Origin of the sequence: Micromonospora sp. NPDC049101 (genome assembly GCF_040648675.1) — a bacterium.
In the GTDB taxonomy this organism is placed as follows: domain Bacteria; phylum Actinomycetota; class Actinomycetes; order Mycobacteriales; family Micromonosporaceae; genus Micromonospora.
Genome location: NZ_JBEZED010000012.1, coordinates 212129 through 234962 on the forward strand (window position 1 = coordinate 212129; position 22834 = coordinate 234962).

Sequence of the window (22834 nt, forward strand, 5' to 3'; positions counted from 1 at the left end):
ACCACCCTTTGCTCTGCACCTATATATGCGCCGGGGCCTCGTCGGCGGGTTTCGCCTCAGCAGGTGTCGCTGCGACGGGTGCCGCCGCAGCAGGTGCCGCTGGGGCGGATGTCGCCTCGGCGGGTGCAGAGCAAAGGGGTTTGGCAGGGTGGTAATCGGTGGACGTCGCGGCGGCGGCGCGCAGGAAATCGATCGACCGGGCAGCCACGTCCGGTGCGGCGTGCGAGTCGCGGGGCAACTCGACGGCGACCAGGCCCCGGTAGCCGGCCTCGGCCAGGGCGGCCAGCACCGGCGGGAAGTCGATCTCGCCGACGCCGAACTCCAGGTGCTCGTGCACGCCCCGGCGCATGTCGTCGATCTGCACGTTGACCAGGTGGTCGGCCACCTCGGCGACGCACTGCGGCACCGGCCACGGCTCCAGGCACCGACAGTGGCCGATGTCGAGGGTGATGCCGAAGCGGGCCGGGTCACCGAGGGCCGTGCGCAGCCGACGCCAGTCGGCGATGTCCTGCACCAGCATCCCCGGCTCCGGCTCGAAACCGAGGGTGACCTCGGCGGCGTCCGCCGCGTCGACCACTGTGGCGCAGCCGGCCACCAGCCGGTCCCAGGCGCACTGCGGTGACACCGTCTCGGGCCGGACACCGGCCCAGAACGAGACCGCCTCCGCGCCCAGGTCGGCGCCGATCCGGACGGCCCGGCGCAGGAACTCGATCCGCCGGGTCGGGTCGTCGTGCAGCAACGTCGGGGCGTGCTTGTGCCACGGGTCGAGCAGGTAGCGGGCCCCGGTCTCGATCACCACCGCCAGACCCAGCTCCTCCAACCGTCGGCCGAGGACGGCGACCCGGCGCGCGAGCCCCGGCGCGAACGGGTCCAGGTGGTCGTGGTCCAGGGTGAGCGCCACCCCGTCGTAGCCGAGGTCGGCGAGGACGGCCAGCGCGTCGTCGAGGCGGTGGTTGGCGAAACCGTTCGTGCCGTACCCGAGGCGCAGCGTCGTGGCGTCGGCCGTCGGCGGTGCGGATCGGGGCTGGGGAGCTGTCATGTCGGCGAGACTTTCCGGGCCAGGCGTCGACCCAGCGGCGCGGCGGCCGCGACGGCCAACCCCAGCAGGCCGGCGCCACCGCGCGCGGTCAGCGCCCCCTGGAGGGCGGGCAGGCCGGTGATCCCGGCGCCGACGGCGGCACGAACCCGCCCGGCCGACGGATCCCGGATCACCTCGGCCTGAGCCGCGCCGTAGCGGGCGGCGTACCACCCGGCCAGCACGGCGGGCAGCACGGCCGCGACCCCGACCGAGCGGGTACGACTCGCGCGCCCGCCGATCTCGTTGTCGGCACCGCCCTGGTCGGCGGCACTGGCGGCTGCGCGTCGGGCGTGCGGGAGGGCGGCGCTGGCGGCGACCAGCGCGGTGCCCGCGAGGGTGCGCATCGGCAGCGCCGCGTCGGCGCCACTGACCTCTCGGCGGGACAGCGCGGTGACCGTCCAGGTGTGCGCGGCGACGGTGACCGCCGCCGGCAACGCCCTGGTCACCCGGCCGCCGGACGCGCCGAGCAGCACATCCAGGCCACGACAGGCGGCCATCACGGCCGGACCGGCGGCGGTGTTCTTCGCCAGCAGGTCGTACCCCCAAATGGTGGCGGCCAGCGGCACGGCGAGCGCGGCGGCGCGGCGACCGCCCACGGCGGCGGCCAGGCCCACGCCGGCGGCCGTGAGGCCCGCCGCGAGGCCGACCGCGGCGGCCGGGGTGATCCGACCGCTGGGGATCGGCCGCTCGGGCCGCTCCACCGCGTCCAGGTCACGGTCGGCCCAGTCGTTGGCGGCCATGCCGGCCCAGTAGAGCAGCACCGAGGCGCCGGCCAGGGCGGGGGTACGTGGACCCAACGCGCCGGCCGCCGCCGCGCCGGCGACCACGTCACCGGGGACCGAGAGCGCGGCCGGCGCCCGGACCAGCTCGGCGAGGTCAGCCAGCGTGGTCATCGGCACCGCCCCCGCCGGTGTGCAGCAGCCGCGTGAAGTTGGTCAGCCGCGCCCACTGCTCACCCAGCGAGTGGCTGGGCGAGCCGAGCGGGTCCTTGAAGAAGAAGCCCAGCTCGGTCAGCGGCCCCACGTGCCCGGCGGCGTGCGCGGCGGCGGTGAGTCGGGCCAGGTCGAGCACCAGCGGCGCGGCCAACGCGGAGTCGCAGCCGTGCCAGGTGAACTCCATCCGCATGCTCGTACCGAGGAAGCCCGCGAACGTGATCAGATCCCAGGCCGTCTTGAAGTCGCCCAGCTCCTCGACGTACTCGATGCGGGTGCCGCCCTGCGGGACGTAACCCAGCGTCTCGCCGAGCACCCGCTGCTTGCTCTGCACCTTCGCGGCGTTCGCGGCCGGGTCGGCAAGGGTGGCGCCGTCGCCACCGCCGAGCAGGTTGAACCCGGACCAGGAGCGCACGTCCAGGTTGCGCATCGCGAACATCGGCGCGAGCACGGACTTGACCAGGGTCTCCCCGGTCTTGCCGTCGTGCCCGGCGTACGGCAGGCCGGCCTCGTCGGCGAGCGCGGCCAACGCGGGCAGCCGCAGCCCGGTGGACGGGGTGAAGTCGACGAACGAGCAGCCGGCCAGCAGCGCCGCGTACGCGTAGAGGGAGCTGGGTGGCAGCACCTCGTCCGGGCCGGTGAGCGCGGCGCGCAACGCGTCGGGGTCGGTGTGCCCGGGGTGCGGTGCTGCGGTGGCCTCGGTGGCGGAGACGTTGACGACCACCACCCGGTCCAGCCCGTGCCGCTCGCGGAAGCTGGTGAGGTCGCGGACCACGGCGTCGGCGCGATCGGCCTGGGTGGCCCCGACCGGTGCGGGGCGTAGCTCCTGCTCGACCGCGCCCAGCTCGTCCGGGAGGGCGGCAACCAGCCGCCAGGGGATGACGCCCGCGTCGGCCAGTGCCTCGGCCCGCTTGGTCAGCGGGGTGGTGGCCAGGTCGTGCCCACCGAAGACGAGGTCCGCGAAGGCCGGCAGGGCGGGGCCGCGCAGCTCAGGCAGCTCGGTGACGCAGCCGGTGGGCCCGGCCAGCCCGGCTCGCAACGCGAGCCCTCCGACGATGCTGGTGGTCGCGACGGAACCACGCGCTCCTATCAGCCAGACACCTGTTCGCATGGTGCTCCTTCCCCGTTCTCGAGGAATCGTCGGTACCGCTAAATATAGGAATATCAGAATAAGTTTCGGAAAGATATGGCCTTGTTTGGATGGCCCCGCCCGCCCGCCCCGCACCGGGACAGCACCGGTTTTCCGACGTCGGCGTCGGCGGCGACGACGCCGGACCGGTCCCCGGTACGGGTGCGGGCGGGCGGGGCTGGTAGGCAGGGTCGGGTCGGCGTCTCGACCCTGCCTCCCCCGCATCCGGTCTCCACCGGTGGTGGCGGTCCTCCGGTGCGGCCGGGGAATCCCGGTCCGGTCGCACCGGACGACCGTCCTGCTCGTGCGCCACCGGGCCGTACGGCCCGGCTGCACGCTCTCCGCCGCCGACCTCGTCCCGACCGCGGGGCGCAATCCGCGGTCGGTCCCTCGCCGGTCGGCGTCGGAAAGCCGGTCGGGCGATGACGGTGCGAACACCGCCATCGCGGATGGTCAGAGGTCAGGCGGCGGCTGTGACAAGCGCCGGTTCCACCTCGGCCCAGGAGGAGCCGAGCTCCGCCGAGCGGGCCACCGCGTCCAGCACCAGCTGGACCTGCAACGCGTCGGCGAAGGAGGGAGTCGGGTCGACGCCGGTGGCGACCGCCTCGATGAAGTCACGCATCTCGTGCGTGAACGAGTGCTCGTAGCCGATGATGTGGCCCGGCGGCCACCACGCCGACATGTACGGGTGCTCGCCCTCGGTCACCAGGATGCGGCTGAAACCCTGTTCCACGCTGGGCCGGGTGGCGTCGTAGAACTCCAGCTCGTTGAGCCGCTCCAGGTCGAAGACCACACTGCCCAGCGAGCCGTTGATCTCGACACGCAGCGCGTTCTTGCGACCGGTGGCGAACCGGCTCGCCTCGTACGTGGCCAGGGCGCCGCCGTCGAGCCGGGCCACGAAGACCGCGGCGTCGTCGACGGTGACTGGCCCGGTGGGCACCGAGCCGCCGTCCACAGTCGCCGCCAGACCGCTGGACTCGGCCGGCAACGGCCGCTCCTTGACGAAGGTCTCGGTGACCGCACTGACCCCGCTGATCCGCTGGCCGGTGACGAACTGGGTCAGATCGATGATGTGCGCACCGATGTCACCGAGCGCGCCGGAGCCCGCCCTGTCCTTCTGCAACCGCCAGACCAGCGGGAACTGCGGGTCCACGATCCAGTCCTGTAGGTACGTGGCACGGACGTGTCGAATCACCCCGAGTCGTCCGTCGGCGACCATCTGGCGCATCATCGTGACCGCGGGGACCCGGCGGTAGTTGAACCCGCACATCGACCGCACTCCGGCGGCCCGGGCGACGTCCGCCGCAGCGGTCATCGCCCGCGCCTCCGCCACCGTGTTGGCCAACGGCTTCTCGCACAGAACGTGCTTGCCGGCGGCCAGTGCGGCCAGAGCGATCTCGGCGTGACTGTCACCCGGGGTGCAGATATCGACGACGTCGATATCATCCCGGTTGATCAATTCACGCCAGTCCGTGGTGGACGCGTCCCAGCCGAGCCGATCGGCGGCATCTGCCACCTTCGTTGTGTCTCGACCGCAGATCAGCGCCATCCGGGCCCGCGCCGGCAGGTCGAAAACGCGGTTCACGGTGCGCCACGCCTGTGAGTGCGCGGCGCCCATGAACGCGTAGCCGACCATGCCGACCCGCAGTTCTTTGTCTGTCGTGGACAAGGTGGCCTCCCCTGGTATGTCAGAACCCGAGCTTGTCGTAGCTGCTCGCGTTCTCCTTGGTGATGGTCTCCGAGGCCAGGGTCACTTCCTTCGGAACCTGCAGCTCCGTCAGGTCGCCCAGGCCCCGACCCTGCGCGACGAGCCGCGCGAGCGAGATAGCCGACGAGGCCATCGACGGGTTGTAGGTGACAGTCGCCTTGAGCACCGTGTTGTCGGCCTTGATCGCGTCGATCGCGAGCTTGGAGCCGGCGCCGCCGACCATGAAGAACTCCGACCGGTTGGCCTGCTTGATGGCCGCGAGCACACCGATGCCCTGGTCGTCGTCGTGGTTCCAGATCGCGTCGATCTTCGGCAGCGCCTGGAGCAGCTGGGATGCCTCGCGCTGGCCGCTGTCCGAGGTGAACTCCGCCGAACGGCGGTTCTTCACGGTGAAGCCGTAGGTCGCCAGGGCGGCCTTGAAGCCATTGCTGCGCTCGACGGTCAGCGGGATCTCCAGACCGGCGATCTCACCGATGACCGGGTTGGCGACACCCTTGTCCTTGAGCATCTTGCCGATGAAGTGCCCGGCCGAGACGCCCATGCCGTAGTTGTCACCCTTGATCACCAGCCGGGAGGCCAGCGCGTCGGGGAACGCCCGGTCGAGGTTCACGATCGGGATGCCCGCCTGCATCGCCTGGAGGGCAACGGCGTTGACCTCCTTGCCGTCGTGCGGCAGCACGACGATGATGTCCGGCTTCTGGGCGATCAGCGTGCCGAGCGTGGAGCGCTGGGCCTCCGAGTTCGACCCGCCGTCGACCTCCTTGAACTCCACGTCCGAGTAGGCCGCGGCCTGCGCCTTGGCGTTGGCGTGGATGGCGCCCATCCAGCCGTGGTCGGCGGCCGGGGCGGAGAAGCCGATGACGACCTTCTTGCCCGGGGCGTTGTTGCCTTCGGCGTTGCCGGCGGCCTTGGTCTGGGTGCTGGCCGCCGGGGTCTCGTTGCTGGTGCAGGCGGTGAGCAGGGTGGCGGCGCCAACTGCGGCTCCACCGAAGAGCAACCGGCGGCGCGACAGGTCGCGACTGTGCTGGGTCATGAACGACCTCCTGGGGGCGGAATTTCAGTTGATAAGGGTGTGCGGGGCCCGGCCGCCGTCGAATTTCTCGACGTGGCCCGGGACATCGGTGCGGTGCGTCAGGTTGCGGTGGTGACCCTGTTCCGCGCGAGGAGCCGAGTGACGGACTTGAACTGGAACTGCTGGATCAGGACGGCGGCGACGATGATGCCGCCCTTGACCATGTTCTGCGCCTCGATGGAGAGGCCGTTGATGGCGAAGAGGTTCGTGATCGTGGCGAAGATGATGACGCCGAGCAGCGAGCCGACGATCGTGCCCCGACCACCGCTGAGCAGCGTCCCACCGATGATCGCCGCGGCGATCGCGTCCAACTCGTACAGGTTGGCCATCGCCGCCTGCGCCGAGGTGGCCTGCGAGGTGAGCATGATGGCCGCGATGCCGCAGCACAGACCGGAGAGCGCGTAGAGCAGCATGGTGTGCCGCCGGACGTTGATGCCGGCCAGCCGGGCCGCCTCCGGGTTGCCGCCCACGGCGATGGTCCGCCGGCCGAAGGTCGTCCGGTTGAGCAGGATCCACCCGGCCACCACCACCGCGCCCAGGATGTAGACGAGGATCGGAATCCCGAGAACCTTGCGCGCCGCGATGTCGTTGATGAAGGTGCTGCTCGACACCTGGGTCTGCTTGTTGGAGATCGACGACGCCAGCCCGCGAGCCGCCACCAGCATCGCGAGCGTCGCGATGAAGGGAACCAACCGCCCGTACGAGATGAGCACGCCGTTGACCAGGCCGACGCAGATGCCGACCACCAGCGCGGCGAAGATCATGCCGCCGGCGCCGTAGCTCTGGGTGGCCACCGTGGTGCACCAGACACCGGCCAGCGCGACGATCGCACCGACCGACAGGTCGATGCCCCCGCCGATGATCACGAAGGTCATCCCGACCGTGACCACGCCGACGACCGACGCGAGTTGCAGGATGGCCAGCACGTTGTTCCAGACCCACGTCGGGTCGCCGTACAGGTCGGGCTTGGTGATCGCGCCGACGATGATGAGCGCGGCCAGGACCCCGATCAGACCCAGGTTGCGCTTCGCGCCGTCGCCGCCGTCGCCCCGCCACCAGGAGAGCCGGCCCCCGGATGCTGCCTTGTCGCTGGCCACCGCCGTCTCCGCCGGGTCCACCGGCGGCGACTGGGCCGGAAGCTGCGGGCGCTCCGGTGTCGCGGTGGGAGTGGGAGTCGCGTCGCTCATGCCGGTGCGCCTTCCATCAAGGACCCCGCCATCACGAGGTCGAGCACAGTGTTTTCGTCAAGTTCGCCGGCCGCTGCTTCACGCACGACCCGCCCTTCCCGCATCACCAGCACCCGGTCGGCCAGGCCCAGCACCTCGGGCACCTCGCTGGAAACCAGCAGCACCCCGACGCCCTGCGCGGCCAAACCCCGGATGACCTGGTAGAGCTCAGCCCGGGCGCCCACGTCCACGCCCCGGGTGGGCTCGTCGAGCAGCAACAGCTTGGTGCCGCCGAGCAGCCACCGCCCGACCACCACCTTCTGCTGGTTGCCGCCGGACAGCGTGCGTACCGGCCGGTCGACGTCCCGGGGCCGCAGCTCCAGGCTCTCGGCGATCCGGTCCGCCTCGGCGCGCTCCTTCGCGGCGTTGGTGAAGCCGAGCCGCGCGTACCGGCCGAAGGTGGCCAGCGTGACGTTGCGGTAGATCGGCTCGCCGAGCAGCAGCGCCTGGCTCTTGCGTTCCTCCGGGGCCATCCCCATGCCGGCCCGCACGGCGGCGCCGACGCCGGGACGCAGCACCTTGCCGTTCATCCGGACCGACCCGGCCTCCGCGAGGCGGGCGCCGTAGATGGTCTCCAGCAGCTCCGAGCGGCCGGAGCCGACCAGGCCCGCGATGCCGACGATCTCCCCGGCGCGCACGTTCAGCGAGACGTCGGCGAACTCACCCGTGCGGGTCAGCCCCTCCACCTGGAGCAGGTCGGCGCCGGCGGGGTCCTCGGCCGGGCGGTCCGGGAAGACGTACTCGATGGTGCGGCCGGTCATCCGGCTGACCAGGTCGCGGGTCGGGGTGTCGCGCGCCGGCAGGTTCGCCGCGGTGGTCCGACCGTCCTTGAGTACGGTGACCCGGTCGCCGATCTCGCGGATCTCCTCCATGCGGTGGGAGATGTAGATGACGGCGATGCCCTGCGCGGTCAGCTCCCGGATGATCCGGAACAGGTTGCCGACCTCGTCGTGGGCCAGCACCGCGCTCGGCTCGTCCATGATGATCAGTCGGGCCTCGTGCGACAGCGCGCGGGCCATGCTGACGATCTGCTTGCCGGCGGCCGGCAGCGACCGGACCATCCGTCCGGGCGGGATCTCACCGTGGCCCAGCCGGCTGAGGATCTGCCGGGTGTGCCGAGCCATCCGGCCGCGCCGGACGAACCCGAAGCTGCGGTACTCGTGACCGAGGAAGGCGTTCTCCGCCACCGACAGGTCCTCGACGAGGTCGAGTTCCTGGTAGATGGTGGCGATGCCGGCCTTCATCGCGGCCTGCGGGTTGGTGAACGTGGCCGGCTCGCCGCGCCACTCCACCTGACCGGAATCCGGTTGGTGCACCCCGGAGAGCACCTTGATCAGGGTGGACTTGCCGGCGCCGTTCTGCCCGAGCAGGCAGTGCACCTCGCCGGCACGCACCTCAAGCTGCACGCCGTCCAGTGCGCGTACACCGGGGAAGGTCTTGACCACATCGGTGAGGCGCAGGACCACCTCGCCCGCGACGGTGTCGGCGGGAGCCTCGACCAGCGGTGCCTCGGCGGCGGCCTCGGCCGACGCGGTGGCGGGGTCATCCTCGGACAGAGCCACAGTCTCCTCCTCGCTCACGACAGGATTTCGGTCTGGTTCATGCGGCTTCCCCGAAGGCGACATCGCCGGCGAGCACTGCCGCGCCGGTGACACCGGCACGTCCACCCAGCTCGGACAGCACGACCGGCAGGTTGCCGGTGGCCAGCGGCAGCGACCGGCGGTAGACCACACTGCGAATCTCGGCGAGCAGGATGTGCCCGAGTTGGGCCAGCCCGCCGCCGATCACGATCATCGACGGGTTGGTGAAGCTGACCAGGCCGGCGAGCACCCCGCCGACCCGTCGTCCGCCGTCCCGGATCAGTTGGATGCACGTCACGTCGCCCTCGACGGCGCCCTCGGCGACGTCCAGCGCGGTGACCACCCCGCGCAGCGCCAGCCGCTCGGCCAGCGCCGGCGACGTCCCACTGCGGGCGGCGGCCAAGGCGTCCTTGGCCAGCGCGGCGCCGCTGAACAGCGCCTCCAGGCAGCCGACGTTGCCGCAGGAGCACATCGGACCGTGCGAGTCGACCTGGATGTGGCCGATGTCGCCGGCGCAACCGTCGGTGCCCCGGTAGACCTCGCCGGTGAGGTAGATGCCGCACCCGATACCGGTGCCGATCTTGATGAAGAGGAAGTCGTCCACCGAGTGGGCGACCCCACCGTGCCGCTCGCCGATCGCCATGATGTTGACGTCGTTGTCGACCACCGCCGGGCAGCCGTGCTCCCGGCTGAGCAACTCGCGCACCGGGAACCGGTCCCAGCCCGGCATGATCGGCGGCGACACCGGAACACCGTCGCGGAAGCTGACCGGACCGGGGACGCCGATGCCCACCGCGTCCAACCGCTCGTACGCACCGTCGACCCGGGCCTTGTGCAGCAGCTCGTTGACCCGTTGCAGGGTCACCTTCGGTCCATTGCGGATGTCGGCCGGCTCGGCGTACTGGGCGACCGGTTCGAGGCGGCCGTTGACCACCTCGATGTCCATCGAGCTGGCGCCGAGGTCGACGGCGGCGAAGCGCAGCTTCGGGTTCAGCTCGACGAGTGTCGAGCGCCGCCCACCCCGGGAGGCGGCGAGCCCCGCCTCGGCGACATAACCCAGCGCCACCAGGCGATCCAGCTCGGCCAGCATGCGCGGGCGCGGCATCTGGAGTCGGTCGCCCAACTCGGCGCGGGAGACGGCCCCCTCGTCGCGGAGCAACCGCAACAGTCGTACGTGCAGGGGGTCGGCGGTCCGCACCGGGGGGTCACCTCTTCATTGGCATCGTTCACATCGACGCAACGTCGAAGTGTTGTGTCCGACACAGTAGGAGCGCGTTGTGCCGCGTGTCCAGAGCTTCAACCGTTCCGAGATGAACTTTTGTCCGAAAGAACAAAAGCTACTAGTCGATCAAGAAAAGGATCACGGGCCGCCCGCGTCCGCTCGCCCGCAGTTCCATCGACACACACGAAATCGCCCCGCCAGTCGATCTTCACCGGCGGGGCGGCGGTGGGCTGCGGGGACGGTCGGTGCGGGGCACGCCGGTCGGTGCGGGGCCGCCGGTCGGTCCCGGCGCGGGGCGCGGGCGCTGCGGGAGGCCGTCAGCGGCGGTTGGCGGCGTTGCGCTTCTTGCGGAGCTTGCGGTCGTCGCGCAGCTCGACGTACGGCTCGTCGTCGACGCCATGGCCGGCCGCGATGGCGCGGCCCCGCTCCAGCTCGGCGTCGAACTCGGCGCCCAGCAGGATCGCGATGTTGCTCAGCCACAGCCAGACCAAGAAGATGATCACCCCGGCCAGCGCCCCGTACGTCTTGTCGTACGAGCCGAAGTTGCTCACGTAGAGGGCGAACACGCCGGAGATCACCAGCCAGATCACCACGGCCAGCACACCACCCGGGCTGACCCAGCGGAAGCCGCCGTGCCGGGCGTTCGGTGAGGCCCAGTAGAGGATCGCGAACATCAGGCTGACCAGGATCAGCAGCACCGGCCACTTGGCGACGTCCCACACCGTGACCGCCGCCGAGCCGAGGCCGACCACGTCCCCCACCGTCTCGGCGAGGCGGCCGGTGAAGACCACGATCACCGCACTGGCCAGCAGCAGCACCCCGACCACCGCGGTCACGCCGAGCCGGATGGGCAGCGTCTTCCAGATCGGCCGACCCTCCGGTACGTCGTAGATGCTGTTCGAGGCGCGCATGAACGCCCCGATGTAGCCGGACGCCGACCAGAACGCGGCCACCACACCGGCGATCGCCGCGATGCTGGCCAGGCTGCCGTTCTTGTCCGCCGCGGTGATCGCGTCGACGATGATCTGGCGGATGCTGCCCTCCGGCACCGCCTGGTTGACGGTGTCCTTGACCCCCTCGGTGGCGCCCGCGCCCAGCAGACCGAGGATCGAGATCAGCACCAGCAGGCCGGGGAAGATGGACAGCACCCCGTAGTAGGTGAGCGCCGCCGCCCAGTCGGTCAGGCTGTCGTCCTGGAATTCGCTGACCGTGCGCCGCAGTGCCGCCTTCCAGCCGCTGCCGGGTAGGTCGGTGGGGCTGTCCGGCCCCGCGTCGGGCCCGACCGGCGCGCTGGCGTCGGCAGGCGTCCGGCGGGCGGCAGACTCGTCCGAGGCCATCGCCCCTCCTCACACGTCGGTGGTGGTGTCACCTCCGACATGCCCCGTGGACCCGCGCCGATAACCCGGACCGCGTACGGCGTTTCGGCCTCTGATCACCTCAGCTTTCGGGAAGTCGGGGTGTCAACATGGCCTCGATGCCCCGACTTCATGAAATCCGAGTCGATCTCGGAGCGGCGGTGGGTGATCCCCCGGAGGCATCGGCGACCCCTAACACCCCAGACAACACCCCAGACACCACCGCCCTAATAGCGCGCCGACCGGACCATGATCATCGCGGCTGGCTCGGGCCGCCAGCACCATCGGGTCCTTGCATTTCTTTCCGGGCAATGAGGTTGGCCGGGATTCCGCAACACTCGGCTGGCCAGCCCGATAACAAGAAGGTCACACTGGCAAGTTTTTTCGGCTGGTGACCGGGCAGGATCGAACCTGACCAAGCCCGCCAAAGCAGCACCAAGCCGGCGCGCAGAGACGGTTGATGTGACTGTCGGTGACCACAGGTTGGGGATGCGTATCTGTTGGCGCCCACCACTCACCGCGACCGCGAGCGGGACCACACAGCCTGCACGACCTGCCGAATCGTCGCTGTATGAGACTGTTGCCGACACGAAATCCATTCGGCAAATCGGCATTCTCAGGGATTCCCCTCACGAAAGAATAGTCACCCACAGCAATCACGGTCAACAATATTCCCATACAGCGCAGTCCCCCGTATTGTCCCCCAGCGTGTCATCAGCGCACCCCGTTCAGGACTCCGTCCCCTCGCCCCGAGGCGACGACGTGCCCGCATCGGTCGACGTCGACGAACGGCCACTGAGGCCACCCGCCGAGAAGGGTCCAGCGGCCGAACCCACCCCCGTGGCCATCGGCGGGCAGCCCGACCCCGAGTTGACCGCACAGTTCGAGGATGAGAAACCGGGCCGGGTGTTCACCGGGCCACTCGGCTTCTTCCTCGCCGGCGTCACCCTCGCCGTCGCTCTCCTCGCCATCTACCAGGTCTTCTTTCCGCTGGCGCAGGGCAGCAAGTTCTACCTGATCATCTTCCTCGCCGGCGTCCTGCCGATGGTCTTCCTGGCGTACCCGTCGGGAGTGCGCCTGCCCCGACGAGGCACACCGGCAGCGCCGACCGACCCGGCGAGCAGCCCGACGACCCGGATGCGCCCCACCCCGGTCGACTGGGTGCTCGCCGTGGCCGCGTTGCTGAGCTGCCTCTACCCGGTGCTACCGGTGTCCGTCGGTACGGGTGGCGGCGGATACGACGCCTTCCTCGATCGACAGGGGCTGCTCGACCCGGTCGACCTGGTGCTGGGCACCGTGCTGCTGGTCCTGCTGCTGGAGGCGTGCCGCCGGACCACCGGCTGGATCCTGCCGGCGGTCTGTCTGCTCTTCCTGGCCTTCGGCTACTACGGCGGGCTGCTACCGCAGTCCTGGCCAGTGGCCCATGCCGGCCTCGACTTCGGGCAGCTCATCGACGCCTTCTACAACTCCGACAGCGGCTTCTACGGCACCCCACTGGACGTGGCCGCCTCGTACATCGTGCTCTTCACCATCTATGGCGCGGTGCTGGACCTCTCCGGCGCTGGCCGATTCTTCGTGGAACTCTCCGCCGCCGCGTTCCGCCGCTCCCGAACCGCACCGGGACGCACCGCGGTGGCCGCCGGCTTCCTCCTCGGAACCGTCTCCGGGTCGGGCGCGGCCACCACGGTCAGCATCGGCTCGGTCACCTGGCCGATCCTGCGCCGAGCCGGCTATCCGCCGGAGCGGGCCGGCGGCATGCTCGCCGCCGCCGGCGTCGGCGCGATCCTGTCGCCGCCGACGCTGGGGGCCGCCGCGTTCATCATCGCCGAGTACCTCGGCGTCTCGTACCTCCAGGTGCTCGGCTGGGCCACCGTGCCGACCCTGCTCTACTACCTGGGCATCCTGCTCGCGGTGGAGATCGACGCCCGCCGCTCCGGGGTACGTCGGGTCACGATCGACGCCGGATCGGCCTGGTCGCTGCTGGCCCGCTTCGGCTACCACTTCCTCTCGCTGATCGTGATCGTCGTGATGCTCGCCCTCGGCGCCTCGGCGACCAGGGCCGTGGTGCTGGCCACCGCGTTGGCGGCCGTGCTCTCCTTCCTGGACCGGCGGCACCGACTCACCCCCGCACGCCTGGTCGAGGCGCTCACCAACGGAGTGCGCGGAGTGCTGGCGGTCAGCGCGGTCTGCGCCGCTGCCGGCATCATCACCGCCACCACCACCAAGACCGGCCTCGGCCCGCAGGCCGCGGCGCTCTTGCTCAGCGGCGCCCAGGCGGTCAGCTCCAACCCGTTCGTCGTGCTCCTGCTCACCGCCGTGCTCGCCGCGCTCGCGCTCACGCTGCTCGGCCTGGCCGTGCCGGTCACCGCCTCGTTCGTGATCGGCTGGGTGATCATCGGGCCCGCGCTGCTCAACCTGGGCGTCGACGCACCCGCCGCGGCGATGTTCGTCTTCTACTTCGCGGTGCTCTCCGAGGCCTCGCCGCCGACCGCGCTCGCCGCGGTGGCCGCCGCCGCCGTCACCGGCGGGCGACTGGTCCCGACCATGTGGCAGACCCTGCGGTACGCGCTACCCGCGTACCTCATCCCGATCGCCTTCGTGCTCACGCCTACCGGGCTCGGGCTGCTCGGCATCGGCGGGGTGGACCGCATCCTGCTGGCCGGCCTGACCACCGCGCTCGGAGTCGCGGTGCTCGCGGTGGCGGCCGGTGGATGGCTGCCCGGCATCGGCCCGGCCGGAAAACCCGAGCGGATCGTCGGCGCGCTCGCCGGGCTGGTTCTGCTGTGGCTCGAACCTGTCCCCGTCATGGTCGGCGCCGCCCTGGTCGCGCTCACCGTGGCGGGTGTTCTGCTCCGTCGCAGGACGGCCAACCGGACGGCCGCCGCCGACAGGGGCGTCAACCAGATAGACCATCAGGAGGAGAACAGGTGAGACGGATCAACGTGCGAATAGCCGCGAGTCTCGGGGCAGTCACCCTGATCGCGGCCGGCGTCGCCGGCTGCGGGGGCCGTCAGAAGAGTGCGGCCACCGACGACACCTCCAGCGCGGTCGGCTGCGAGGTCACCAAGGACACCCGGGTCGGCATCGCCACCGGCAACGCCACCGGGGTCTACTACGTCGTCGGCAACGCGCTCGCCGGGCAACTCGCCACGGCCAGCGGTGGCAAGCTCACCGGCACCGCCGCCGAGACCGGCGCCTCGGTGCAGAACATCGAGCAACTCGTCGCCGGACAGTACGACGTCGCCTTCTCGCTCTTCGACACCGCGGTCAACGCGACGCAGGGCAAGGGGACCTTCAAGGGGCCGCAGCCGGTGAAGGCGCTCGCGCGGATCTACGACAACTACACCCAGGTCGTCGTCCGGGCCGACTCGGGAATCACCTCGGTCGCCGAGATGAAGGGCAAGAAGATCTCCACCGGATCGCCCAAGTCGGGCACCGAGGTCATCGCGCAGCGGCTGCTCACCGCGGCCGGCCTCGACCCGGCAAAGGACATCCAGGCGCAGCGGCTCGACCTGACCAAGACCGTCGACGGCATGAAGGACGGCAGCGTCGACGGCTTCTTCTGGTCCGGCGGCACCCCGACCGGCGGCGTCACCGACCTCTTCACCACCGCGGCCGACAAGGTGAAGTTCATCGACATCAGCCCGCTGCTGCCGAAGATGGCCGAGCTGAACCCCGCGTACCAGGCCGGGACGATCACCAAGGACGTCTACAAGACTCCCGCCGACGTCCCGACCATCGTGGTGCCGAATGTGCTGCTGGTCCGCGACGACCTCGACGCCAACGTCGCCTGCGTCATCACGAAGACCGTGTTCGAGAAGAAGGACGCCCTCAGCCAGGCCAACCCGGCGGCCAAGGGCATCGACCTGGCGAACGCACGCAAGACCGACCCGGTGCCGCTGCACCGTGGGGCGGAGACGGCACTGACGAAGCTGAGCGCCGCAAGCTGATCCGATCATCCCGGCCCGGGCCCAGCGCCCGGGCCGGGCACCACCCCGACCCGGGAGACCCCGTGCCGCTCCCCGCCCACGTACGCCAGCACCGCTCCGGCGGTGTTCTCGAGAACCTTCGCTCGATCCGCACCCAGCTACTCGCGCCGATCCTGGTGACCATCATCAGTCTGACCGTGCTCGGTGCCGCGCAGACCAGCGCCGCGCTCGACGCCAGCGCGGACGCCGAGCGGGCCCGTGTCCTCTCCGCCACCGCCACCGTCACCGTCCAGTTGGTCCACGAACTGGAGCGGGAACTCGGCGAAACGGCGGCGCTGCGCCAACGTGGCGGCACCGCCGGACGGCCCCTCGTGGACGCCCAGCGGCGTCGCGTCGACGCCGCCGTCGAGCGGTTCCGCTCCGCCGATGAGCAGGCCCGGGAGTCGGTGCCCGAGCTGACGTCGGTGCTCGGCAGGGCCAGAGGTCAACTCGAACAGCTCTCCCCCAACCGCGCCCTGGCGCTGACCGGCACGGAGGCGGACCCGGCGTACGCCCGCACCGTCGAGTCCCTGCTGGCTGTCGCGGACGCGCTGCCGGCCCAGTTGCGGGACCCGGAGTTGGCGAACGCCGCCCGGGAGGTCGCCTCCGTCGCCACCCAGGAGCACCTGGCCTCCGTCGAACGTGACCTGCTGCGTGCCGTCTTCGTCCGGGGCCGGCTCAACCCCGGCGAGCTTGCCCGGCTCGGTTCGCTCAACGGTGCCCAGGAGCAGCGCGAGGCCGAGTTTCTCCGGATCGCGACCGACACGGCGGGCAGTTCCTGGGCCCGGCTGCTGACCGGCGGTGACGTGGAGACGGCCCGCACCATGCGGGACGCGGTGCTGGAGACCGACGGTGGCGCCCAGGCGATGAAGACCGACGGCGACGCCTGGTTCGTGGCGCAGAGTGGCACGCTGCGCCGGTACAACCTGCTCGGCCGTGAACTCTCCGAGGATCTCGACCGCGACGCCGCGGCGCTGGCCCGCGACACGCTGAGGACGGCGCTGCTCACCGGTGGGGTGACCGGTGTCGTGGCGCTCGGCTCGCTGATCACGGCCGTGGTGCTGGCGATACGGATCAGCCGGCGGTTGAGCCGCCTCCGGGCCGCGGCGTTGGCCATGGCGAACCACGAGCTACCGGAGCGGATCACCGCCATCGCCGCCGGTGCGCAGCGCCCGGACGAGAGCGCCGCCGGCGCGGCCACCGCCGCGATCGCGCGTGGCCACGACGAGGTCGCCCAGGTCGCCGCGGCCTTCGGCACGGTCAGCCAGGCCACGCTGCGCCTCGCCGGCGCGCAGGCCGAGTTGCGCCTGGACATGACGCGGATGGCCGAGGCGCTGGCCCGGCGGATCCGCACCCTGATCACCCGCCAGCTACGGCTGCTCGACGACTTCGAGCGCGAGGAGACCGACCCCCGGATCCTCGAACGCCTCTTCGCACTGGATCACCTCGCCGCCCGGCTGCGTCGCAACGGGGAGAACCTGCTGGTCCTCTCCGGCGGCGAACCGAGCCGGGGGCACGAGGCTCCGCTGCACCTGGAGGACGTGGTCCGGGCGGCGGCCTCGGAGATCGAGCACTATCCCCGGGTGGAGCTGAACCTGCCGGCGGCCGGGGTGCAGGGCGCGGCGGTCGGCAGCCTGGTGCACCTGCTCGCCGAGCTGCTGGAGAACGCCACCGTCTACTCACCGCCGCACACGCCAGTGCTTGTCGACGGCCGGCACACGGTGGACGGGCTGCTGCTGCGGGTCCACGACCACGGGATCGGCATCCGGCCGGGCCGGCTGGCCTCGATCAACGAGCGGCTCGCGAGCCCAGCCATGATCAGCAGTGCGGCGGCCGGCAGCATGGGATTGCACGTGGTGGCTCACCTGGCCGTCCGGTACGGGATCCGGGTGCAGCTCTACAGCACCGGCACCGGCACCATCGCCCAGGTGGAACTCCCCGACCTGCTGTTGACCCGGATCGAGACGGTCGCCCATCATCAGCCCGTGGCGGGTCGGCCGCTGGCCGGACGGCCGGCGGCCTGGTTCCGGCCGACCAGCGACGCCACCGCCGGGGCACGGCCACTCGTCGCCGCCCAGGGCGCGGCGGGCGGGCAGGCTCGCGGCGTCGCCGCGGTACCGCCGCCCACCGGGCCGCTTCCGGGCGCTGCGCCCCTGCCGCCGCCCACCGGGCCGCTTCCTGGCACTGCGCCCCTGCCGCCGCCGGCTGCCCCGCCAACCCCGCAGCTCACCGCCGGTGGGCTGCCTCGTCGGAGCCGCGGTGACTCACTGCCCACGCAGTTGCCCACGCACGTGCCCCCACCACCGTCCCCCGTCAGCGAGTCGGATCTGCTCGATCCCGAGGTGGTCCGGCGTCGCCTCTCCGCCCTCGCCGAGGGCGTTGCGAGCGCCGCCCGCTCCAACCCGTACACGACACCCAACGGGAGAATTCGATGAACCCACCGGTGACAACAGGCCTGGACTGGCTGCTCGCGAACTTCGTGGACCAGGTTCCGGACGTGTCGCACGCCCTCGCGGTCTCCGAGGACGGGCTTCGACTGGCCGCCTCCCCGCACCTCTCGATCGACCAGGTCGACCAGCTCGCCGCCGTGATCAGCGGACTGGCGAGTCTGACCGTCGGCGCGGCTCGGCTGATGTCCGCCGGCCGCGTACGCCAGCAGATCGTCGACATGGACGGCGGTGTGCTGCTGGTGATGGCGGTCGGCTCACGCGCGTTGCTCGGCGTGCTCGCGGCACCCGGTTGTGACCTCGGCCAGATCGGCTACGAAACCGCGACTTTGGTGCAGCGGGTGGCCGAGGCCCTGGAGCCGGCGGTTCGCCGGTGACCACACGGGTGCGGCGGCTGGGGGCGGCGCTGCTGCTGGCCGTGCTCGTCGCGGGTTGCGGCGGCGAATCGTCCACGTCGGACGCCTGGCACGGCGGGCGGATCTTCCTGGCCACCGGCAACACCACAGGCGTCTACTACCAACTCGGCGGCGGTTACGCGGACCTGATCAATCGACATCTGCCCGGCTACGAGGCACGGGCCGAACCGACCGGCGCCTCGGTGGAGAACATCAACCGCCTGACCAGCGGCGACATGGAGATCGCGTTCAGTCTCGCCGACACCGCGGCCGACGCCATCGCCGGAAAGGGCGCGTTCGACGGGAAGCCGCAGTCGGTCCGCGCGCTGGCCCGCATCTACAGCAACTACACCCACCTGATCGTGCGCGCCAACAGCAAGATCGAGACCGTCGCCGACCTGCGCGGCAAGCGGGTCTCCACCGGCTCGCCGAAGTCCGGCACCGACATCATCGCCGGCCGGCTGCTCACCGCGGCCAATCTCGATCCGGACCGCGACGTGCGACGGCTCACCCTGTCACTGCCCGAGACGGTGAAACAGATGCGGGCCGGCAGCCTGGACGCCATGTTCTTCTCCGGTGGTCTGCCCACCCCCGGCATCAAGGACCTGCTCACCAGCTCGCCCGGTGTGTTCCGGCTGCTACCGCTGGACACCCTCCTCCCGCCGCTGGAAAAGGGCTACGGCCCCGTCTACACCACCTCGACGCTGACCGCCAACGTCTACAACACGGCGACTGACGCGCCCACCATCACCGTGGCGAACGTGATCCTGGTCAGCGCCGACATGCCCGACGGCCTGGCGTACGACCTCACCCGGACGCTCTTCGAACACCAGGCAGAGCTGATCGCCGTCCATCCCGAGGCAGCGAACTTCACCCGGGCCAGTGCCGCGCTGAGCGAGCCGATCCCGCTGCATCCCGGCGCCAGCCGCTACTACCGGGGGAGTTGAGCGACCGAGCGTGCGCTCACAGGTCGCCGGGCGCCGTGGCGGCGCGGGCCACGCCGACCAGGCGGTCGGTCTCGGCGAGCAGGGCCTCGTCGTCCGCCGGGGTGCCGGGATCCAGACGGACCGTCCAGGTCAGACCGTCGGCCCCGGCCACACGGCGGGCCGCGACCCGCGCCGCGCCGCCGGGCACCGGCTGGTGCTCGGTGTACGCGACCGAGCGGGTCACCCGCGCCCGCACCTGGTGCGGCAGCTCACCCGGGTCGAGCAGCAGGTAGGTCTCGGCCGGGCCGTCGGCGACCACCGTGTAGCCGTCGCGCTCGACGACTGCCTCGGCGGGCGTGACTGTCAACTGCCGGCCGGACCAGACGGCCTTGAGGATGGTGTGCCAGCCGAGCCGGTGCCCCCGACCGGGCAACCACAGCCCGAGGTTGCTGGCGACCACCACCCCGTCGCCCTCGCCGTTGCCGGCAGCCGCCCAGGCCAGCACCCGCTCGTCGGGGGTCAGCGGCGGCCGGCTGGCCGGTGGCAGCTTCGGCTTGCGGCTGAACAGTCCCATCTAGAGGCCTCCCGCAGCCTGCTCGCGTAGTGCCCGCGCGTGCTGCTCCAGGGACAGCAGCTCACCGAACGCGGCGAAGTACTCGTCCTTGTTGTTGACCGGGTTGATCCGCTGGATGCGCGACTTGATGTCCCGGATGCGGGAGGTCACCGACCCGAACTGCACCCGGGCCATGGTGATCGACACGTAGCGCGGGTCTGCTTCCCCGTCGATGCGCAGCGGCTCCACCGCCAACTCGCCGACAAGTGCCGCCGCGGCCAGGTCGTCGCAGGCGTCCCGGACCGACTCGATCCAGACCGCGCCGCCGGTCGCCGACGCGGCACCACCGGCCGCCGCGATGGCCGCCCGCACCGCCACGTGCACCGGGTGGCGGTATTCGGTCGACTCGACCGCGTCGAACATGGGCCCGGCCAGGACTGGCTGCTGGAGGGCGAGTTTCAGCGCCTCCCGCTCGACCATCGACTGGGGGCTGTCCAGGGCCGGCTCGGGGCGAGCCGAGGTGGGCCGGGCGGCGGGGGCGGCGTCGCGGGTGCCCGACGGCGGGGTGTTGGCGGCGGCGAGCACCGCCCGCTGCACCGGCTCGATCTCCATCCCGAGGTCCATGGCGAGTTTGCGGACGTACTCCGGGCGCTTTTCCCGGTCCTTGAGGCGCGCGACAAGCGGCGCGGCGTGGCGCATCGCCTCGACCCGGCCGTCGACGGTGTCCAGGTCGAAGCGGCCGATCACGTGCCGCAGCGCGAAGTCGACGAGCGGCTCGCGGCGGGCGACCAGGTCCCGCACGGCCAGGTCGCCCTTGGCCAGCCGCAGATCGCACGGGTCCATGTTGTCCGGGCTGACCGCGATGAACGTGCGCCCGACGAAGCGCTGGTCGTCCTCGAAGGCCCGCAGCGCGGCCTTCTGGCCGGCCGCGTCACCGTCGAAGGTGAAGATGATCTCGCCGGCCACCTCGTCGCTGTCGAACAGCAGCCGGCGCAGCACGGAGATGTGGTCCGCCGCGAAGGCGGTGCCGCAGGTCGCCACCGCCGTGGTCACCCCGGCGAGGTGGCAGGCCATCACGTCGGTGTACCCCTCGACGATGACCGCCCGACCCTGCTTGGCGATCTCACGCTTGGCCTGGTCGATGCCGTAGAGCACGTGCGACTTCTTGTAGATCGGCGTCTCGGGGGTGTTCAGGTATTTCGGGCCGTCGTCGTCGTCGAAGAGCTTGCGCGCGCCGAAGCCGATCACGTCGCCGGCGAGGTCACGGATCGGCCAGAGCAGCCGGCGGCGGAACCTGTCGATCAGGGTGCCGGAGCGCGACTCCCGGGACAGCCCGGCGGTGACCAGCTCCTGGTGGGTGAAACCCTGCTGGCGCAGGTGCTTGGTGAGCAGGTCCCAACCCTCCGGAGCGAAGCCGCAGCCGTAGCGCTCGGCGGCGGCCCGGTCGAAACCCCGTTTGGCCAGGAACTCCCGTGCCGGCCGGGCCCCGGCCGTGCTGAGTTGCGCCCGGTAGAACTCGACGGCGGCGGCGTGCGCGGCGACCAGGCGCTGCCGTTGGCCCTGCTGCGGCCGGGGGCGTGGGGTGCCCCGGTCGTCCTCGATGTAGCGCAGTTGGATGCCGGCACGGCCGGCCAGCCGCTCGACCGACTCGACGAAGCTGAGGTGGTCGGCGTCCATCAGGAACTTGATCGCGTCGCCGCCGGCCCCGCAGCCGAAGCAATACCAGACATTGCGGGCCGGGGAGACGTTGAACGACGGGCTCTTCTCGTCGTGGAACGGGCACAGACCCTTGAGGTTGCCGCCACCGGCGGACTTGAGGGTGACCGTCTCGGAGATCACATCCCCGATCGAGGTGCGTTCCCGGACCAGTGCGATGTCCTCGTCCCGGATCCGCCCAGCCATGCGCCACCCCCTCGGCGTACATCCTGCCCTGCCGGGCCGACGACACGCCGGCCGGGGGATGCCGGTGTGGCGGCCACCGCTGCCGGCTGGGCGGTTCCGGCCCGCCGGCCGGGCCCGCACGGGGACCATGACCAGATGCGCAGGGTACGCACCGACGCTCCCCACCTGCCGAGCCGGCTGGCCGCCCGGATGGGGCTCCGTGGGCAGACCCCGCAGACCGACGAGGCCGGCCACCGGCACGCCACCTGGTTGGAGCTCTTCCTCGACCTCATCTTCGTGTACGCGCTGGCGGCGGTGGTGGCCCGGCTGGGCAACGAGCCGACCCCGTCGCCGACGGCGGTGCTGGCGGTGATCGGGCTCTTCGTGGTGATCCAGTGGGCCTGGATCGGGCAGGTCTACTACGACACCCGGTTCGACCCGGACGACGCGTTGCACCGGCTGCTGGTGCTCGTCGCACTTGTCGGCGCGGGCGCGATGACGCTCGGGGTCGACGAGGTCCCGGAGAGCGTGCTCCTGCCGGTCGGCTACCTGATCGTGCGGGGCGTGCTGCTCCTGCTGTACCTGCGGGCCCGCCCGACCAGCTCGATGGCCCGCCTGGTGACGACGATCTACCTGATCGGCTTCGGGTCGGGCTGGCTGATCTGGCTGGTGTCGCTGACCCTGCCCACCGAACTGCGCCCGGTCCTGTGGATCGTCGCCATGGTCATCGAACTGGCCACACCCTGGGTCGGGGCGCGGTGGCTCAACCGCTGGCCGGTGGACAACCGGCACCTGCCGGAACGCATCGGCCAGTTCACCATCATCGTGCTGGGCAGCGCGCTGGCCAGCCTGCTCTTCGCGGTGCCGGACCACCCCCCGCCGCACATGATCCTCACCGCCGCGATGGCCTTCCTCATCCCGGCGGCCGTCTGGTGGGTCTACACCACCTTCGTGACCACCCGCCTGCTCCAGAGTCGGCTGCGCGGTGGGCAGGCGTACAGCTTCCTGCACATTCCGCTCGGCGGCGCACTGCTGCTGCTCGGCTGGTCGCTCGGCCAGGTGGTCCGGCTTGTCGACGCCAACGCGGCCCGGCTGCCGCTGGAGCTGCGGCTGCTGCTGGGCGCGTCGATGGTGGTCTGGACGTTGTGTGGCCTGGCCCTGTACTGGCTGTGGACCCGACCGAGCATCGCCCGGTTGGCGATCGCCGCCTACGGGGTGCTCTCGGTCGGCCTGATCACCGCGCTCGTGCACCGACCGAGGGTGCTGCTGTCGCTGCTCGCCCTGGCGGTCGTCGGGTACGCCGTGCTGCTCAGCCGACGACTCGCCCGAGCCGGCGAGGCGAACCGCACGCCCGAGGGCTGA

Annotated in this window: 16 protein-coding genes and 1 pseudogene; 6 read left to right on the plus strand and 11 right to left on the minus strand. The window is 71.3% G+C overall.

Annotation, left to right across the window (positions count from 1 at the left end):
* Positions 1-19: 19 nt before the first annotated feature.
* From AB0B57_RS19015 to AB0B57_RS19055, 9 genes are all read right to left on the minus strand, one after another.
* The gene (locus AB0B57_RS19015) at positions 20-1039 is read right to left on the minus strand and encodes a sugar phosphate isomerase/epimerase family protein (RefSeq protein ID WP_357070965.1); all 1020 of its coding nucleotides are present in this window, start codon (positions 1037-1039) and stop codon (positions 20-22) included.
* A complete protein-coding gene (locus tag AB0B57_RS19020; protein ID WP_357070968.1) occupies positions 1036-1971 on the minus strand; it encodes an SCO3242 family prenyltransferase in 936 nt (311 codons plus the stop codon). The genes AB0B57_RS19015 and AB0B57_RS19020 overlap by 4 nt, the downstream gene beginning before the upstream one ends.
* Positions 1955-3121 carry an inositol-3-phosphate synthase gene (locus AB0B57_RS19025; RefSeq protein ID WP_357070971.1) on the minus strand — a complete coding sequence of 389 codons (1167 nt, stop codon included), beginning with the start codon at positions 3119-3121 and terminating at the stop codon, positions 1955-1957. The genes AB0B57_RS19020 and AB0B57_RS19025 overlap by 17 nt, the downstream gene beginning before the upstream one ends.
* Positions 3122-3599: 478 nt before the next feature.
* Positions 3600-4808, minus strand: coding sequence for a Gfo/Idh/MocA family oxidoreductase (locus tag AB0B57_RS19030; protein WP_357070974.1), 1209 nt, complete (start codon positions 4806-4808; stop codon positions 3600-3602).
* 19 nt (positions 4809-4827) lie between these two features.
* The gene (locus AB0B57_RS19035) at positions 4828-5880 is read right to left on the minus strand and encodes a substrate-binding domain-containing protein (protein WP_357070977.1); all 1053 of its coding nucleotides are present in this window, start codon (positions 5878-5880) and stop codon (positions 4828-4830) included.
* 98 nt (positions 5881-5978) lie between these two features.
* Positions 5979-7106: an ABC transporter permease gene (locus AB0B57_RS19040; protein WP_357070980.1), complete on the minus strand. Its 1128-nt coding sequence runs from the start codon at positions 7104-7106 to the stop codon at positions 5979-5981.
* Positions 7103-8611, minus strand: coding sequence for a sugar ABC transporter ATP-binding protein (locus tag AB0B57_RS19045; RefSeq protein WP_357071062.1), 1509 nt, complete (start codon positions 8609-8611; stop codon positions 7103-7105). Before AB0B57_RS19045 ends, AB0B57_RS19040 begins: the two co-directional genes overlap by 4 nt.
* Positions 8612-8744: 133 nt before the next feature.
* Entirely contained in the window at positions 8745-9923 is a 1179-nt protein-coding gene (locus AB0B57_RS19050; protein ID WP_357070983.1) for an ROK family protein, read from the minus strand.
* Between the two features lie 341 nt (positions 9924-10264).
* Positions 10265-11284 carry a YihY/virulence factor BrkB family protein gene (locus AB0B57_RS19055; protein ID WP_357070986.1) on the minus strand — a complete coding sequence of 340 codons (1020 nt, stop codon included), beginning with the start codon at positions 11282-11284 and terminating at the stop codon, positions 10265-10267.
* Between the two features lie 858 nt (positions 11285-12142).
* Here AB0B57_RS19055 and AB0B57_RS19060 point away from each other — a divergent pair.
* The 5 genes from AB0B57_RS19060 to AB0B57_RS19080 all read left to right on the plus strand — a co-directional run bounded on the left by AB0B57_RS19060 (position 12143) and on the right by AB0B57_RS19080 (position 19059).
* Positions 12143-14233 (plus strand): TRAP transporter fused permease subunit, encoded by a 2091-nt coding sequence (locus AB0B57_RS19060; protein WP_357071065.1) that lies wholly within the window; start codon positions 12143-12145, stop codon positions 14231-14233.
* Positions 14230-15252, plus strand: a complete 1023-nt coding sequence (locus AB0B57_RS19065) for a TAXI family TRAP transporter solute-binding subunit (protein ID WP_357070989.1) — start codon at positions 14230-14232, stop codon at positions 15250-15252. Before AB0B57_RS19060 ends, AB0B57_RS19065 begins: the two co-directional genes overlap by 4 nt.
* Positions 15253-15314: 62 nt before the next feature.
* On the plus strand, positions 15315-17705 hold the full coding sequence (locus AB0B57_RS19070) for a nitrate- and nitrite sensing domain-containing protein (protein ID WP_357070992.1): 2391 nt from the start codon (positions 15315-15317) through the stop codon (positions 17703-17705).
* On the plus strand, positions 17702-18094 hold the full coding sequence (locus AB0B57_RS19075; protein WP_357070995.1) for a roadblock/LC7 domain-containing protein: 393 nt from the start codon (positions 17702-17704) through the stop codon (positions 18092-18094). The genes AB0B57_RS19070 and AB0B57_RS19075 overlap by 4 nt, the downstream gene beginning before the upstream one ends.
* Positions 18091-19059 carry a TAXI family TRAP transporter solute-binding subunit gene (locus AB0B57_RS19080; protein WP_357070998.1) on the plus strand — a complete coding sequence of 323 codons (969 nt, stop codon included), beginning with the start codon at positions 18091-18093 and terminating at the stop codon, positions 19057-19059. Before AB0B57_RS19075 ends, AB0B57_RS19080 begins: the two co-directional genes overlap by 4 nt.
* 16 nt (positions 19060-19075) lie before the next feature.
* Here the strand turns inward: AB0B57_RS19080 and AB0B57_RS19085 are convergent, their stop codons facing one another.
* Positions 19076-19612, minus strand: a complete 537-nt coding sequence (locus tag AB0B57_RS19085) for a hypothetical protein (protein WP_357071001.1) — start codon at positions 19610-19612, stop codon at positions 19076-19078.
* Positions 19613-21515, minus strand: a pseudogene (dnaG, locus tag AB0B57_RS19090) (DNA primase).
* Positions 21516-21628: 113 nt separating this feature from the next.
* Between dnaG and AB0B57_RS19095 the strand changes: the two are divergent.
* Positions 21629-22834 carry a low temperature requirement protein A gene (locus tag AB0B57_RS19095; RefSeq protein WP_357071004.1) on the plus strand — a complete coding sequence of 402 codons (1206 nt, stop codon included), beginning with the start codon at positions 21629-21631 and terminating at the stop codon, positions 22832-22834.